Source organism: Amycolatopsis sp. NPDC039088, assembly GCF_055598845.1.
Genome location: NZ_JBVKAE010000044.1, coordinates 26,373 through 41,385, shown reverse-complemented (window position 1 = coordinate 41,385; position 15,013 = coordinate 26,373). Strand labels below are relative to the sequence as shown.

12 protein-coding genes are annotated in these 15,013 nt (G+C 69.5%); 5 read left to right on the top strand and 7 right to left on the bottom strand.

The genetic code is table 11. The features are described 5' to 3' along the window. Positions 1–8 precede the first annotated feature (8 nt). Together ACZ7KI_RS37465 and ACZ7KI_RS37460 are read right to left on the bottom strand one after the other, a co-directional pair. Positions 9–1,436, bottom strand: coding sequence for an FAD-dependent oxidoreductase (locus tag ACZ7KI_RS37465; RefSeq protein WP_470277746.1), 1,428 nt, complete (start codon positions 1,434–1,436; stop codon positions 9–11). After that, on the bottom strand, positions 1,433–3,502 hold the full coding sequence (locus tag ACZ7KI_RS37460) for a molybdopterin oxidoreductase family protein (protein ID WP_470277745.1): 2,070 nt from the start codon (positions 3,500–3,502) through the stop codon (positions 1,433–1,435). Before ACZ7KI_RS37460 ends, ACZ7KI_RS37465 begins: the two co-directional genes overlap by 4 nt. A gap of 189 nt (positions 3,503–3,691) precedes the next feature. Here ACZ7KI_RS37460 and ACZ7KI_RS37455 point away from each other — a divergent pair, with 189 nt between their 5' ends. Genes ACZ7KI_RS37455 through ACZ7KI_RS37445 form a run of 3 tightly spaced genes read left to right on the top strand, consistent with a single transcriptional unit; the run spans position 3,692 to position 7,160 of the window. Next, entirely contained in the window at positions 3,692–4,216 is a 525-nt protein-coding gene (locus ACZ7KI_RS37455) for a PadR family transcriptional regulator (RefSeq protein WP_465504813.1), read from the top strand. A 26-nt stretch (positions 4,217–4,242) separates the two neighbouring features. After that, positions 4,243–4,923: an ABC transporter ATP-binding protein gene (locus ACZ7KI_RS37450; protein ID WP_470277744.1), complete on the top strand. Its 681-nt coding sequence runs from the start codon at positions 4,243–4,245 to the stop codon at positions 4,921–4,923. Continuing rightward, positions 4,920–7,160 (top strand): FtsX-like permease family protein, encoded by a 2,241-nt coding sequence (locus ACZ7KI_RS37445; RefSeq protein WP_470277743.1) that lies wholly within the window; start codon positions 4,920–4,922, stop codon positions 7,158–7,160. The genes ACZ7KI_RS37450 and ACZ7KI_RS37445 overlap by 4 nt, the downstream gene beginning before the upstream one ends. Before the next feature lie 59 nt (positions 7,161–7,219). On the opposite strand, the gene ACZ7KI_RS37440 is transcribed toward ACZ7KI_RS37445, so the two are convergent. Further along, positions 7,220–8,017, bottom strand: a complete 798-nt coding sequence (locus tag ACZ7KI_RS37440) for a TIGR02569 family protein (RefSeq protein ID WP_470277742.1) — start codon at positions 8,015–8,017, stop codon at positions 7,220–7,222. Between the two features lie 106 nt (positions 8,018–8,123). On the opposite strand from ACZ7KI_RS37440, the gene ACZ7KI_RS37435 reads away from it, so the two are divergent. Continuing rightward, positions 8,124–9,104, top strand: a complete 981-nt coding sequence (locus ACZ7KI_RS37435) for a hypothetical protein (protein WP_470277740.1) — start codon at positions 8,124–8,126, stop codon at positions 9,102–9,104. Positions 9,105–9,233: 129 nt separating this feature from the next. Here the strand turns inward: ACZ7KI_RS37435 and moeZ are convergent, their stop codons facing one another. The 3 genes from moeZ to ACZ7KI_RS37420 all read right to left on the bottom strand — a co-directional run bounded on the left by moeZ (position 9,234) and on the right by ACZ7KI_RS37420 (position 12,643). Beyond that, positions 9,234–10,412 carry an adenylyltransferase/sulfurtransferase MoeZ gene (gene moeZ / locus ACZ7KI_RS37430; protein WP_470277739.1) on the bottom strand — a complete coding sequence of 393 codons (1,179 nt, stop codon included), beginning with the start codon at positions 10,410–10,412 and terminating at the stop codon, positions 9,234–9,236. A 117-nt stretch (positions 10,413–10,529) separates the two neighbouring features. Then, entirely contained in the window at positions 10,530–11,705 is a 1,176-nt protein-coding gene (locus ACZ7KI_RS37425; protein WP_470277738.1) for a DUF3152 domain-containing protein, read from the bottom strand. 80 nt (positions 11,706–11,785) lie between these two features. Continuing rightward, on the bottom strand, positions 11,786–12,643 hold the full coding sequence (locus tag ACZ7KI_RS37420) for an alpha/beta fold hydrolase (RefSeq protein ID WP_470277737.1): 858 nt from the start codon (positions 12,641–12,643) through the stop codon (positions 11,786–11,788). 244 nt (positions 12,644–12,887) lie between these two features. Here ACZ7KI_RS37420 and ACZ7KI_RS37415 point away from each other — a divergent pair, with 244 nt between their 5' ends. Beyond that, positions 12,888–13,511 (top strand): TetR/AcrR family transcriptional regulator, encoded by a 624-nt coding sequence (locus ACZ7KI_RS37415; protein WP_037316399.1) that lies wholly within the window; start codon positions 12,888–12,890, stop codon positions 13,509–13,511. Positions 13,512–13,584: 73 nt separating this feature from the next. Here the strand turns inward: ACZ7KI_RS37415 and ACZ7KI_RS37410 are convergent, their stop codons facing one another. Further along, positions 13,585–15,006, bottom strand: a complete 1,422-nt coding sequence (locus ACZ7KI_RS37410) for an amidohydrolase family protein (RefSeq protein ID WP_470277736.1) — start codon at positions 15,004–15,006, stop codon at positions 13,585–13,587. Positions 15,007–15,013 lie beyond the last annotated feature (7 nt).

Below are 15,013 nucleotides of genomic sequence, written 5' to 3'. Positions count from 1 at the left end.
CAGCCGGATCACTGCGCGGCCAGCCATCTCGCGACCCCGCTGACGGCGTCCTTGCAGCCGCCGCAGCCGGTCGTCGCGCGGGTCGCTCCGGCGAGGGCGGGCACGTCGGTGGCGCCGGCGCGCCAAGCCTCGACGAGCCGTCCCTTGGTCACCGCGTTGCAGCGGCAGATGACCGCCGACGCGGGCAGATCGGCCGGGCTCGACGCCGACGGCGCCCCGGCGGGCAGCGCGCGTCCCAAAAGGACGGCGAGCCGGTCTTCCGGCACCGGGGTGCCCCGGTCGTAGAACTGCGTGATCGTCGCGGCCGCGTCGGGAAGGCCGAGCAGGATCGCGCCTGCCACGCGATTTTCCCGGAGGACGAGCTTGCCGTAGCGGCAGCCCGCCGGGTCGCTGAAGGTGAGGACTTCGGCGGTCGGATCGTCCGCGCCGGTCATCGTCTCGCCGAGGGCGGTGAGGTCGATCCCGCGCGCCTTGAGCCGGGTCACCGGCTGGGTGCCGCGGTAGCGCGACGCGGATTTCGTTCCGGTGACCAGATCCGCGACGACGGCGGCCTGTTCCCACGCCGGCTGCACGAGTCCGCCGAACGCTCCGGGGTGCTTCGCGCAGTCACCGATCGCGTGGATCCGGCCGTCGCTGGTCCGCAGCAGATCGTCGACGACGATGCCGCCTTCGACGGTCAATCCGGCGTCCACGGCCAGTTTCGTCTCGGGCCGGACCCCGGTGGAGACGACGATGAGATCGGCGGGCACGTGCGTGCCATCGTCGAGTTTGAGCCCGTCGCCACTGACATACCGCGCGGCACCGACGCCGAGCCGGAACCCGACACCGAGTTCTTCGAGTTTCCTGGTCAGCACCCGCGCGGCTTCCGCGTCCAGCTGACGTTCCATGATGTGCGGCATCGGATGCACGACGGTGACGAGGTTTCCGCGCCCCGCGAGGCCGCGCGCCGCTTCCAGGCCGAGCAGGCCGCCACCGAGCACGGCGACCGGGGCGCCCAGTTTGGCGGCGTCGAGGATGCGGGCGCAGTCGTCGAGGGTGCGGAACGCGACGACGTCAGGGCCGGGTTCGAGCCCTTCGACCGGCGGCATCCACGGGTTCGCGCCGGTGGCGAGCACGAGTGCGTCGTAGTCCACAGTGGACCCGTCGTCGAGGTGCACCCGCCGCGCCGCCCGGTCGATCGACGTCGCGGCGACCCCGCGCCGCAGGTCGGCCCCGGTGCGGGCGGGCCAATCGTCGTCGTGGAGCCGGACGACCTCGGGCCGCATGGTCCCGGCGACCACCGACGAGAGCAGCACCCGGTTGTAGGCGGTGTGGGTCTCCGCGCCGACGACGGTGAGCCGGACGCGTTCACCGTCGGGATCGCGGCGGCGGATGTCGTCGGCCAGCCGCGCGCCCGCCATCCCGTATCCGGCGATGACCACCGACCGGGCGCTCACGCGACCGCCTCGGCCGGGGCGAGCGCGACCGCGCACACCTTGAACTCGGGCATCCGGCTGGTCGGGTCGAGCGCCGGGTTGGTCAGCAGGTTCGCCCGGCCCTCGCCGGGGAAGTGGAACGGCAGGAACACCAGATCCGGGCGCAGCGACGCGACGCAGCGGATCCGGGCGTGGGTCTCCCCGCGCCGCGACCGCACGACCGCGAGGTCGCCCTCGGCCAGTCCCGCCCGGGCGGCGGTGTCCGGATGAACTTCCACGAAGGCCTCCGCTACGACGTCGTTCAGCTCCTTGACCAGCCGGGTCTGCGCCCCGGACTGGTAGTGCTGCAGGACCCGGCCCGTGGTGGCCTGCAAGGGGAATTCGTCGTCGGGCAGCTCGGCCGGGCCGACGTGGTCCACCGGCACGAACCGCGCGCGGCCGTCCGGGTGGGCGAAAGAGTCGAGGAACATCCGCGGCGTACCGGGATGCGTTTCCGCCGGAACCGGCCAGTACAGCGCTTCGCCGTCACGGAGCCGGTCGTAGGTGACGCCGAAGTAGTCGGCGACGCCGCCTTTGGACGCCTGACGGAGTTCGGTGAAGACGGTCTCCGCGTCGGCGGGAAAGCGCCCGTCGGGCTGGCCGAGGCGCTTGGCCAGTTCCGAAAGCACGGAGAGATCGGTCCTCGCTCCGGACGGCGGATCGATCGCCTTGCGGCGCAACAGGATCCGGCCTTCGAGGTTGGTCATCGTGCCGTCCTCCTCGGCCCACTGGGTGACCGGCAGGACGACGTCGGCCATCGCCGCGGTCTCCGACAGCACGAGGTCCGAGACGACCAGGAAGTCCAAAGAGGACACCTTGTCCTGGACGCGTCCGGCGCCGGGCGCCGAGACGACGACGTTGCTGCCGAACACCATCAGCGCGCTCGGTCCGTCTTCGGTGCCCAGCGCTTCGAGCAGTTCGACCGCCGAACGGCCCGGCCCCGGCAGGGATTCCGCGGGCACGCCCCAGACCCCGGCGACGTACTCGCGCGCGGCGGGGTCGTCGATCTTGCGGTAGCCGGGCAGCTGGTCGGCCTTCTGGCCGTGTTCGCGTCCGCCCTGTCCATTGCCCTGGCCGGTCAGGCAGCCGAATCCGGACCCCGCCCGGCCGGGAAGGCCGAGCGCGAGCGCCAGGTTGATCCACGCGTTGACCATCGCGGTGCCGTTGGCGTGCTGTTCGGTGCCGCGCGCGGTGAGGATGTAGGCGTTGCGGGCGGCGGCGAGTTTGGCGGCGACCCTGCGCTGGTCGGCCGCAGAGACGCCGGTGATCTGCTCGACGCGCTCCGGCCACCATGCCGCGACCGAGCGCCACAGCTCTTCGAAGCCGTTCGTGCGCTCGTCCACATAGGACTGGTTCAGCAGCCCGTCGGCGACGACGGCGTGCAGAATCCCTTGCGCGAGCGCGAGGTCGGTACCCGGCGCGGGCGCGAGGTGCAGCCCGGCCAGTTCGGCGGTCGCGGTCCGGCGCGGGTCGACGACGATCAGATCCGCGCCGCGCAGGTGCTGGGTGAACGGCGGCATCGTCTCGGCCGGGTTCGCGCCGATCAGCAGGACGGCGTCGGCGCCGGCTAGGTCGGTGACCGGAAACGGCATCCCGCGGTCGGCGCCGAACGCCTTGATCCCGGCGGCGGCCGCCGAGGACATGCAGAACCGGCCGTTGTAGTCGATCTGCGAGGTGCCCAGCGCGACCCGGGCGAACTTCCCCAGCAGGTAGGCCTTTTCGTTGGTGAGCCCGCCGCCGCCGAAGACGGCGACCGAATCGGCTCCCTTGGCCGCGCGGATCTCGGTGAGCCGTCGTGCGACGAGGTCGAGCGCCTGCTCCCAGCTCGCGGGCCGGAGCTCGCCGTCGACCCTGATCAGCGGCGTGGTCAGCCGGGAAGGCGAGGTGAGCAGTTCTCCCGACGTCCAGCCCTTCTGGCACAGACCACCGGCGTTGACCGGGAAGTCGCGCGGGGCGACGCGGGCGCCGTCGAGGCTCATCCCGCACTGCAGGGCGCAGTACGGGCAGTGCGTGTCCACCGCGGTCGTGGTGGGGGCGGCGAGCGGCACGGGCACCTCCTAAGGCGTCGATTGCGCTTGAAGGTAGGTAGGCCGTGTTACCTGAAAACTCCTGAATGTTTCAGGCGTTTGACATTGCCTGCCGACGGCGAAGGTCACACCGTGAGGTCAGGGCAGCAGGTCGAGAGCTATACACACGATGTATAGACCCGGCGTATACACCCTGTGTATAGTCACCGCATGTCCATCGGGAACACCCTGCTCGGTCTGCTGGAAGCCGGCCCCAAGCACGGCTACGACCTCAAACAGCTCTACGACAAACAGTTCCGGCAAGACCGCCCACTGCACTACGGGCAGGTCTATTCGACGCTGAACCGGCTCCTGAAAAACGGGCTGGTGGAAGAGAACGGCGTCGAAGCGGGCGGTGGGCCGGACCGGAAGCGGTACGCCATCACCGACGCCGGGGTCAGCAACGTCGAGGAATGGCTGAAAAGCCCGGAAAATCCCTCCGTCTACCTGCAGAACACGCTCTACACCAAGGTGGTGCTCGCGCTGATGTCCGGCCGTGGCGCCCAGGACCTGCTCGACGCCCAGCGCGGTTCCCACCTCCGCGTCATGCGCGAGCTCACCGCACGCAAGACCACCGGCGACCTCGCCGACCAGCTCATCTGCGATCACGCGCTGTTCCATCTCGAAGCGGATCTGCGGTGGCTGGAACTCACGGCCGCCCGTCTCGATGATCTCGCGCGCCAGCTCGGGCGCTGAGCCGCCCACAATCCGGGGGACTTCCAGTGGAAACATCGTTGTTACAAGGCCTGGGCCTGCATAAGGCATTCGGCCCTGACCAGGCACTGGCCGGGGCCGGGCTCGAACTGGCGCAAGGCGAGATCGTCGCCGTCATGGGGCCGTCGGGATCCGGCAAATCGACCCTGCTGCACTGCCTGTCCGGCATCATCCGCCCGGACGAGGGGCAGGTGCTGTTCCGCGGCCGCGCGCTGTCGGCCATGTCCGACGCCGAACGCAGCGCTCTGCGGCGCACCGAATTCGGCTTCGTCTTCCAGTTCGGCCAGCTCGTCCCCGAGCTGACCTGCCTGGAGAACGTCGCGTTGCCGCTGCGGCTCGGCGGGATGAAACGCCGTCCGGCGGAACGGCTCGCCGAAACCTGGCTAGGCAGGCTCGAGGTCGGCGACGTCGCGGGTAATCCGCCCGGCCGGGTGTCGGGCGGGCAGGGCCAGCGGGTCGCCATGGCCAGGGCACTGATCACCGAACCGTCGGTGATCTTCGCCGACGAACCGACCGGCGCACTGGACTCTCTCAGCGGCGAGCTGCTGATGAGGCTGCTTTCGGAGACCGCGAAGCAGACGAACGCCGCCGTCGTCCTGGTCACCCACGAACCGCGGGTGGCGGCGTATTCCGACCGGGAGGTCATCGTGCGGGACGGCAAGACCCGCGAACCGGCGGTGACCCGATGAGCCGGTGGGAAGATCTGACGCTGGGGTTCCGGCTGGCCGTCGGGGGCGGCCGGGGCTCGATCGTCAGGCTGGTGCTCGGCACCGTCGGGATCGGGCTCGCGGTGGCGATCCTGCTGGTCGCCGCGTCGGTGGGCAACGCCTACGAAAGCAGGCAACAGCGCGAGAACGCCGCCTACGCGAACTTTCAGGTGACGTCCGGTGTCTCCCCGTTGACCTTCACGGAGCGGACGACCGAGTTCCGCGGCGAGCCGATCGGGCTCAGGTACGTGCACGCGACCGGACCGGACTCACCGGTGCCGCCGGGGCTCGACCGGATTCCCGCGCCGGGCGAGGTCGTCGTTTCGCCCCGGCTGAAGGAACTGCTCGACTCGGACGCCGGGGAGCTCCTGCGGCCGCGGTTCGCGGGCGAACCGGCCGGGCTCATCAAGGTCGAGGCCTTGCAGAACCCGCGTGACCTGACCGCCTACCTGGGTATGGACGGGTCCTTACCGGGAAACCCCATCTACGCCTTCGGCGGCACCGGACCGAGCGAACCGCTCCCCGTCGGCGTCCTGGTGGTGCTGCTGATCGGGATCGTCGCCCTGCTCACGCCGGTGTTCATCTTCATCGGCACGAGTTCCCGTGTCGGCGGCGCGGAACGGGACCGGCGGCTCGCCGCGCTCCGGCTGGCGGGCGCGACAGCCTGGCAGGTCCGGCGGGTGGCCGCGGCCGAAACGCTGGTGAGCGCGGCGACCGGCCTGCTCGCCGGGGCCGGGCTGTTCCTGCTCCTGCGCGACCGGGTCGCGGATCTGCAGGTGTTCCGCTTCGGGATCTTCCCCGCCGATCTGACGCCGTCGTGGCCGCTGGTGGTCCTGATCGCGCTGGTCGTCCCGGCGCTGACCGTGGTGACGACACTGGCCGCGCAGCGCCACACGATCGTCGAACCGCTCGGCACGGTCCGCGAGGCGTCACCGGTCCGCCGGCGATTGTGGTGGCGGCTCCTGCTCGTCGTCGCGGGTATCGCCCTGCTGGTCCCGGACTACGCCATCGGAAGCGAGCTCGCCCGTGCCGCGATGATGGCGGGCGCGTTGTCGCTGCTGGTCGGCATCCCGGCGCTGCTGCCGTGGCTACTGGACCGCGCGGTCTCGCGGATCCGGGGCGGGCCGCCCGCGTTCCAGCTCGCCATCCGGCGGTTGCAGTCCGACAGCGGGACACCTTCCCGTGTCGTCGCGGGGCTCTGCGTCGTGGTGGCCGGGGCGATCGCACTGCAGTCCTTGCTGGCCGGGCAGGCAGCGTTCTATGCCTCGCGTCCCGCTTCACCGAGCGACACCATCCAGGTCAACTCCTATGGCGCGCCCGCGGACAAGGTGCTGGCCGCGGTGCGGGAGATCCCGGGCGCACAGGACTTCCGGTCGCTCCGGACCCTGCTCGTCAACGACCCCGGCGTCATCGTGGGCGTCGCGGACTGCGCCACGATCCGGGCCTTGGCGGAGACACCGGCGTGCGCCGACGGCGATATCTTCACCTTGGCCGACGGGCAACGGGGCGCCAAATTCCACAGTGGACAGACGGTGACGTTGGTCGACGACGCGAAACGGGAACAGCGCTGGACCTTTCCGGCCGCCCCGAAGCCGGCCGCGGTCCAGCCGGACGGCTCCGCCTTCGACCCGGGCGCGCAGCTCCTGCTGACTCCCGCCGCAGCGGCGGGCATCGACCTGACCGGGGCCGGGGCCAGCGGGTCCCTGCGGCCGTCGGCCGCGGACCCGGACTTCATCGAAAGGGTCCGCAACGCCATCGCCCCCTTCGCCTGGCGCGCGCAGGTGATCACCATGGACGGGAAGAAGCTGACGGACGAGGCCAGGATGTTCGGCGACGTCCGTGACGGCCTGTTCGCCGGCGCGCTGCTGATCCTCCTGCTGGCCGGGGTGAGCCTTCTGGTGCTCGCCCAGGAACAGGTGCGGGAGCGGCGCCGGGCCATTTCGGCGCTGGCCGCGACCGGGGTGCCGGTCCGCGTCGTGATGCGGTCCCTGTTGTGGCAGAACGGGATTCCGCTGCTGCTCGGGGTGGTGGTCGCGGTCGCGACCGGGGTCGGCATCGCCGCGCTGGCCACCCGCCTGCTGACGAATCCGCTGGTCGTGGACTGGGCGGGTGTGGGCGCTCTCGCCGCCGCCGCTGTCGCGGTGGTCCTCGTGGTGACCGCGTCGGCGTTCCCGTCGGTGCGCTCGGCCGCGCGGCTGGAAAGCCTGCGGACCGAGTAGGCCGGTCCGTGAAGGCCTCCTTCCCTACGCTGAAAGCAGGGAAGGAGGCCTTCACGGACTTACAGCACAGCGCTCACATCGCGGGCCGCGGCGCGGAGCCCGTCGTGCGCCGCTCGCGTCGACCGAGGGTCGAGGGCGTTGGCGGCCAAGCGGAAGAGGACGGCCCGCAGGAGAAGTTGGGGCCATTGCGGGAGATGCGCCCAGCGTTCGAGGAGTTCGATGGTGGCGCCACCCCAGGCGAGCGCGTCGACCGCGACGATCGCGGCACCCCATTCACCGGGCCGGTAGTACGGAACGAAATCGACGATCCCGGGCGCCTCGTCACCGTCGAACAGCACCCCGGCGAGCAGCTCCCCGTGGACGACCTGGTCCGGCAGCTTGATCGGTCTTCGGGAACCGGCCAGTACCTCGAACCAGCGGCCGCCCTTGTTCTCATCGAGCGGCACATCCGCTTCGCCCCAGGCGAGTTTGTCGGCCAGTGCCTCGATGTCGGTGCGGCGTCCCAGGAAATCCGGTCGCGGCAACCCCGCCGTCGCACGGTGCAGTTTGATCGCCGCGTGCACGACCTCGTCGTACCGGTGCTCGGCCGTCCCGGACACGAACCGGTTCGCCGACCAGCCACCGACCACCCACCGGCCGTCGCTGGACCGGACCGGCTTCGCGACCCGCAGCCCGGGCTCGTTCACGGCTTCCAGCGCCCGGGCCGTCCACAGGGTCCGCGACTTGTCCACGACCGGCTTCAGGACGAGATCGCCGTAGCGCCAGGCGGTGGTGCCCGGCAGCGGCTCCGCGTCACCGTCACGTCCGCCGAACGCCGAACAGACGTGTTCCGGAGGGCTTTCTAGGGTGGCACGCACGGCACGGGACGTTACCTCGTCTTCCGCGCCACTAACGAGAAGACGCGCTGGTCACTTGAGTAGCGATACTCAAGACAACATCACTCTGACCTGCCATTCTTCGGCCATGGTCCCCCGAACGGCCCAGGGTCGGCTCACCGATGGACAGCTCGTCGCCCTCCAGCTCGGATCGTTGTGGCTGCTGGGCACCCTCGGCGCGATCACCGTCGGCTGGCTGCTCGTGCTCGCCGCTTTCCTGCACGTTCCCTGGCTGGCGTTGCCCGTCCCGATCGTGTCGATCGCGACGGCGTACCTGGCCGGTTTCGCCGCGCGGAACGTCTCGCCCCTGACGGTGCGGCCGTGGCCGAGGCTGGCGTGGGCGTTCGTCGTCGGGATTTCCGGTGTTCTCGGCGCGATCTTCGTGGTGGAAGTGGCGGAAGCCTTCGAGCCCGCCGAGTGGGTGGCGGTGCCGTTCCTCGGACTACCGGTGACGATCGTCGCGGGCCTGTTCGTCGGAGACTGGCGCGTGCGGACCGGCGCCGCGATCCTCGGCGTGGCACTGGTGGCAGGCGGCATCGCCGTCCCCGCCGCGCTCCCCGAAGACACCGCCGCCCGACGGCTGGCCTCGACCGGCATCCCGCACGAACGCACCCTCGCGGCCGATCTCGGCGCACAACGCCTTCCGGGCAAGGCGACCGAAGACTCCGGCACGCTGATTCTCGAGTACAGCCCCATGCTGTGGGTCTCGCCCGTGTGGACCTTCGTGACCGACGCCGTCGAGAGCTGCGAGACGTCGGTGAAGACGGACTGGCGGTTTGAGAACGCGACGTGCACTCAGGTCGGCGAAGGCGAGTTCCTGCGCCAGAACGCCGACCGGATCGAGTTCATCCAGCGACGCGGTGCGGTGTCACTGCACCTCGCGGGCAACCACAACTGGAAGCCGTCGGAACTGCGGGACCTGGCCGCGAAGACGCATCCGCTGACCGACGCCGAGATCATGGCGGCGCTGCCCAAGGCGAGCGGCGGGCACCGGACCGACGTACCCGCGGGATACGCGCGATTCGTGCGGGCGATCTTCACCGGCGGCTCGATCGGCTTCGGCGGCTGAGCGGGAGCAAGGGACCTTTGCTATCGCCTGGCCACGGCGGGGCCGTGAAGGCCTCCTTGAGGGACTCTGATTCCCTCAAGGAGGCCTTCACGGCCCGAAACGTCACGACAGCAGCAAGGAACCGGAGCCTCAGTAGGTCGGCAGGCTCTGGTCGATCTGCCGCGCCCAGGCCAGCACGCCGCCACCGAGGTGGGTCGCGTCCTTGAACCCGGCCTTGTGCAGTGCCGCCAGCGCCTCCGCCGAACGCGCACCGGACTTGCAGTGCAGCACGATCGGCTTGTCCTGCGGCAATTCCGACAGCGCCTCGCCCGAGAGGATCTTGTCCTTCGGGATCAGCGTCGCGCCCTTGATGCTCACGATCTCGTACTCGTGCGGCTCGCGGACGTCGATGAGGGCGAAGTTCTCCCCCTTGTCGAACTTGGCCTTGAGCTCCGCCGGAGTGATCGTGTGGCCCGAAGCGGCCGAAGCGGCTTCGTCGGACACAACACCACAGAACGCTTCGTAGTCGATGAGCTCGGTGATCTTCGGGGTCTCCGGATCCTTGCGGATCTTGACCTCGCGGTACTTCATCTCGAGCGCGTCGTAGCTGACGAGCCTGCCCAGCAGCGGCTCGCCGATGCCGGTGATCAGCTTGATCGCCTCGTTGACCATGATCGAACCGATCGACGCACACAGCACACCCAGCACGCCACCCTCGGCGCACGACGGGACCATGCCGGGCGGCGGCGGCTCGGGGTAGAGGTCGCGGTAGTTGAGGCCCTTGCCGTTCGGCGCGTCCTCCCAGAACACGCTCGCCTGGCCCTCGAACCGGTAGATCGAGCCCCACACGTAGGGCTTGCCGGTGAGCACGGCGGCGTCGTTGACCAGGTACCGCGTCGCGAAGTTGTCGGTGCCGTCGAGGATCAGGTCGTACTGCTCGAACAGTTCGAGCGCGTTCGACGACTCGAGCCGGTCGGTGTGCAGGTGCACCTTCACGAACGGGTTGATCTCGGCGATCGTCTCCTGTGCCGACGCGGCCTTGAGCTTGCCGATGTCGGACTGGCCGTGGATGACCTGGCGGTGCAGATTCGATTCGTCGACCTCGTCGAAGTCGACGATGCCGAGCGTGCCGACACCGGCCGCGGCCAGATACAGCAGCGCGGGGCTGCCGAGGCCACCGGCGCCGATGACCAGCACCTTGGCGTTCTTCAACCGCTTCTGCCCGGTCACCCCGACGTCCGGGATGATCAGGTGACGGCTGTACCGGGCCACCTCTTCCTTGGTGAGCTCGGCGGCCGGCTCTACGAGCGGCGGCAGCGTGCCTGACATCGGGTCCTCCATCTCGCGTGGATCGCGGGTCGCATCCCAGTATCTACAACAACGACAGGCGGAAACGACTTCCCCTGTTTCAGATCCTGGGAAATTCCAGCAGATGGGATGGCGGGACTAGGGTGTCTGGTTCGGCCAGGAGCCCGGTTTGCAGACCTTGCCGTCCGCGGGCACCTTGCCGCGGTCACCGCCAGGGAGATTGTTCAGCTGCGCCACGAAGTCGTTGGAGACGCCGAACGTCTGCTGCATCATCACCGGCGCGATTCCGCCGTCCACCGGGCAACCGACGTGCTTGCCGCCGAGGGCGTGGCCGACCTCGTGGTTGATGGCGTATTGGCGATACCCGGTCATGTCACCCTGGAACGCCATCGCGCCGCGTACCCAGCGGGCGAGGTTGATCACCACGCGCTTGTCGAAGCTCGCTCGGTAACACGAGGTCTCGTAGGTGATCTGGAACATGCAGACGTCCGCGCGGTGCGTCGTGTTCGGTGTGGTGAGACTCACGCGAAAGGTGGGGTTCGGGAAACTCGCGTCGACCCGCTGGAGCGCCTTCTTGCCGTCCCAGGTCCAGCTCTTGGGATTGGAAAGGGTGTCCTGCACCATCGTGGCGAAGCTGTCGTCGCCGGCGTAGCTCGCCGAATCGATGCCGTCCTCGACCTCGACCGTGTAGGTGAACAGCTGCCCCGTGCCCACCTTCTCGCCGGATCCCGGCACCACGTGATAGGTGCCCTTCCCGGACTCGGTGAAGTTGCCACCCTTGGGCAGGTCCGCGGTCGGGATCTTGAGATCGACCGGTTTGGCCGGATTTTCGGGAAGAACGTCGCCGCCCCCGTCGACGCCCGAGCCCGGCTCACCGCCGTTGCCGGCGGAACCGTCGGCCGAAGCGAGGCTCGTCCCGTCGGAGGCGATCGGCTCCGGCGGGCCGGTGGCGGTGTTGAACACCACCAGCGCGGTGATCACCACCAGGATCGGCAGCGCGTACACCCGCCAGCCGTAGGTCTTGGCGAACCGGCCGATGCCGCCGCTGCTCTTGCTCTTGCTCTTGCGGTCGGCGGCCTTCGCGGCGGGCTCGTGCGGCTTCCAGGACGCGCTGAGCGGCTGGGCGCTGGTCCGGCGGGTACCGGGCCGGTAGCGATCTTCGTCCAGGCGTTGCGACGGCGGCGGCGTCGGCCGGTACTGGCCGGTGCGCGGGACATCGGAGGTGCGGGGCTGCGGGCGCGCCGAACGACGGGCGGATGCGGAGTACTGAGACCGCCGACCTTCGCCCTGCGCGTCTTGCTTCACCCGGTCCACGGCACCAGGGTGCCATAACCGAACTGTGATGTTGTGAGCGACCGGCGCTTCGCGCGGCGTGTTGCGCGCACCCGAATGGGCTACCAGGTGCCCGATTCGACCGATTCCCACATCCCCAAAACGGCCTTCGCTACGACATTCGGGCGTTCCATCTGCGCCACATGGCCGGTTCGGGGGAGGACGAGCAACCGGGCGTGCGGAAGTAGCCGAGCGGTGCGCTCGGCGCGCCGGACGGATATCACCCGGTCGTGCTGTCCCCACACCACGAGCGTCGGCGTGGTGACCGTCGGCGCGACGGCCCACAGCGACGCGGGACCGCGGGCGGACCACGTCCGGAAGATGCCGAACGTGCTGCGGGCCAGCGCGAGCGCGGCCCAGGCGAATTCGGCGCGGGCGCTGTGCTCCTCCTCCAGTTCGTTCAGCCTGCTCTCGGCGAAGCGCGAAGGGTCGGCGAAGCACAGCTTGATGACCTGCATGGCGCGTTCACGTGGGCCGAGCGCGGCCAGCTGACGACGCACCCGCGGGCCGATCAGCGGCAGGTACGCGAACGCCATCCGCGGGTCGGACAGGCGTTTCATGCTGGGGCGAAGATCCGGCATCGCGGGCGAAATCAGCGTCAGTGTCTTCACCAGTTCCGGACGACGTGCCGCGACGAGCAGCGCGACCGCGCCGCCCATCGAGTTGCCGAACAGATGCACCGGCCCGGTTTCGAGGCTTTCGATGTGCCGCGCGACGATCTCCGCGTGCGCGTCGAGACTGAAGTCGAATCCGTCAGGCGGCTCCGAATAGCCGAACCCCGGCAGATCGATCGAAGTGCCGCCTGCCTGAGGCGCCAAGAGCGCGGCGAGGTCGGTCCAGTTCGTGGACGAACCACCCAGCCCGTGGACGTAGACCGCCGTCTCAGGGCCGCCTGGAGTCCGGCGGATGTGCAATTTCACCCCGCCGACACCTATTGTTTCCCCGGGCCAAGGTGACGGCGCGGGGTCCAGCGACGGCAATGACCTGCGCGACAGCGGTACGTGGGTCAGTGGCGGGCGGTCCCCGGCGGCGCGAGAAACTGAAGAAGACACAGCATCAAGGATGCCCGACCCTTGGCGGTCCGGCCGTACCGGCGAGTAATCTCGAGTTCACTTCACGCGGCGGTGACCCCGCCCGGCGGAGCCCCGCTCGACTGGAGGAACGATGACCGAAATGGCGCGACTGCAGGCGCGAGGCGTCCGCCTGCCCAGGACGGAACGCCGCGCCCAGCTGCTGGCCGCCGCGCAGCGGGTGTTCGCCGCGAACGGATACCACGCCGCCGCGATGGACGAAATCGCTGAAGAGGCCGGAGTCAGCAAGCCGGTCCTCTACCAGCACTTCCCCGGCAAGCTCGACCTCTACATCGCGCTGCTGGAGAGCCACGTCGACGAACTGGTGCGGCGGGTCAAGGAAGCGCTCGACTCCACGACGGACAACAAGCAGCGCGTCCCGGCGACCGTCGGCGCGTTCTTCGACTTCGTCAACGGTGACGCCGGCGCCTTCCGCATGGTCTTCGAGTCCGACCTGCGCGGCGAGCCCGCCGTGCAGGAGGCGGTGGACCGGGCGACCTCGGCCAGCGTCGACGCGATCACCGAGACCATCACCGCCGACGCCGGCCTCGACGAGGACAAGGCGCGGCTGCTCGCGGTCGGCCTCGTGGGTCTCTCGCAGGTCAGCGCCCGGTTCTGGCTGGCGCACCACAAGTCGATGAGCCGCGAAGAGGCCGTCGCCCTCACCGCCAACCTCGCCTGGCGAGGCATCGGCGGTGGCTTCCCGCTGCAGCACTGACCCCCGCGTTTCGTCCTCTACTTGCGATCCTTGCGCGTGCAACTACCGCAAGTAGAGGACGAAACGCGTGTGATTACTGGGGCAGGAGCTTCTTGATGCGGTCCGCGGCGGCCTGAGCGTCAGCGACGACCTTCGCGGTGTCGAGACCGACGACGCGTCCTTCGCGCTTGAGAGCGCGGCCGTCGACGAACACCCACGAGACGTTCGCGGGCTGGGTGTTGAAGACCAGCTGGTTCACCCAGTCCACCTTCGGCGCGAAGTTGACCGACTGGGCGTCGACCAGCTGCAGGTCCGCCCGCTTGCCCGGCGTCAGCGACCCGATCTCCTTGTCCATCCCGAGCGCTTCCGCGCCGCCGAGGGTCGCCATGCGCAGGACGTCCGCCGTCGTCGGGTAGACCGCCGGATCCGTCGTGGTCGCCCGCTGGAGACCGACGGCCGCGCGCATCACGTTGAACATGTCGCTCGTGTCGTTGGTGCCGCCGTCGAGGCCGAGGCCGACCTTCATGTTCCGCTTCTTCATCTCCGGCAACCGGATCACGCCCGACGCGAGCCGCATGTTCGACAGCGGGTTGTGCGCCACACCGACCCCAGCGGCCGCGAGTTCGTCGAGGTCGGCGTCGGTGGTCTGGATGACGTGGTTCGCGACCAGCCCCGGATGCAGCGCGTTAGCCCGCCGGAGCGCGTCCATCTGGCCCGCGGTCAGGTCGGCCTTCGATTCGAGCAGGTGGACGTTCAGCGGGACACCGAGTTCGCGCGCGAGTTTCTCCGACGCCTCGACGCTCGGGAAGTTCCCGGTGGACGGATGCGTGCCGATCTGCAGCCGGGCCAACGGGTTCGGGTCGATGACCTCGCGCTTCACTCGGCGGATCTCGTCCTGCAATGCGGGGTCAGTGTTGCCGTTGTAGGAGAAGGTGAACCGCAGCTTCGACTCACCGAGCGCGCGGAGACCGCCCTTGGCGAAGTCGGTGTTGAACGCGTGCGACCAGTCGGTGACCGTGGTGATCCCGGTCGAGACGACGTCGGCGGCCGCGAGCTTGATGCCCGCGTACGCGTCCGCGTCGGTCACCGGCGCGCGGTACAACGGGATGACGCATTTGCCGAGCCAGCCGATGAGTTCCTTGTCGGCCGCGCAGCCGCGGATGAGCGACTGCCACAGGTGGTTGTGCAGATCGACGAACCCGGGCAGCACGATCTTGCCGCGACCGTCGACGACCCGGGCGTCACCGGTCTGGAGGTCCTTGCCGACCTGCTTGATCTTGGTGCCTTCCAGCACGACGTCGGCGTCGGCGAGCGCGCCGAGCGGACCTTCGCCGAGACTCGGGTCCATCGTGAGCACCATCGAGGCGTCACGGATGACCACGTGACCGGCGCCGGTGAATTCCGCGTCGCTCCCGGCTTCGACGGACTTGCCGCCGAGGCCGTTGAGCAGGGCGGCGCCGAGGACCACGGCGAGGGTGAGGGTGAAGACGGACAGGATGGATCCGCGCTGTTTCATCGTTCCA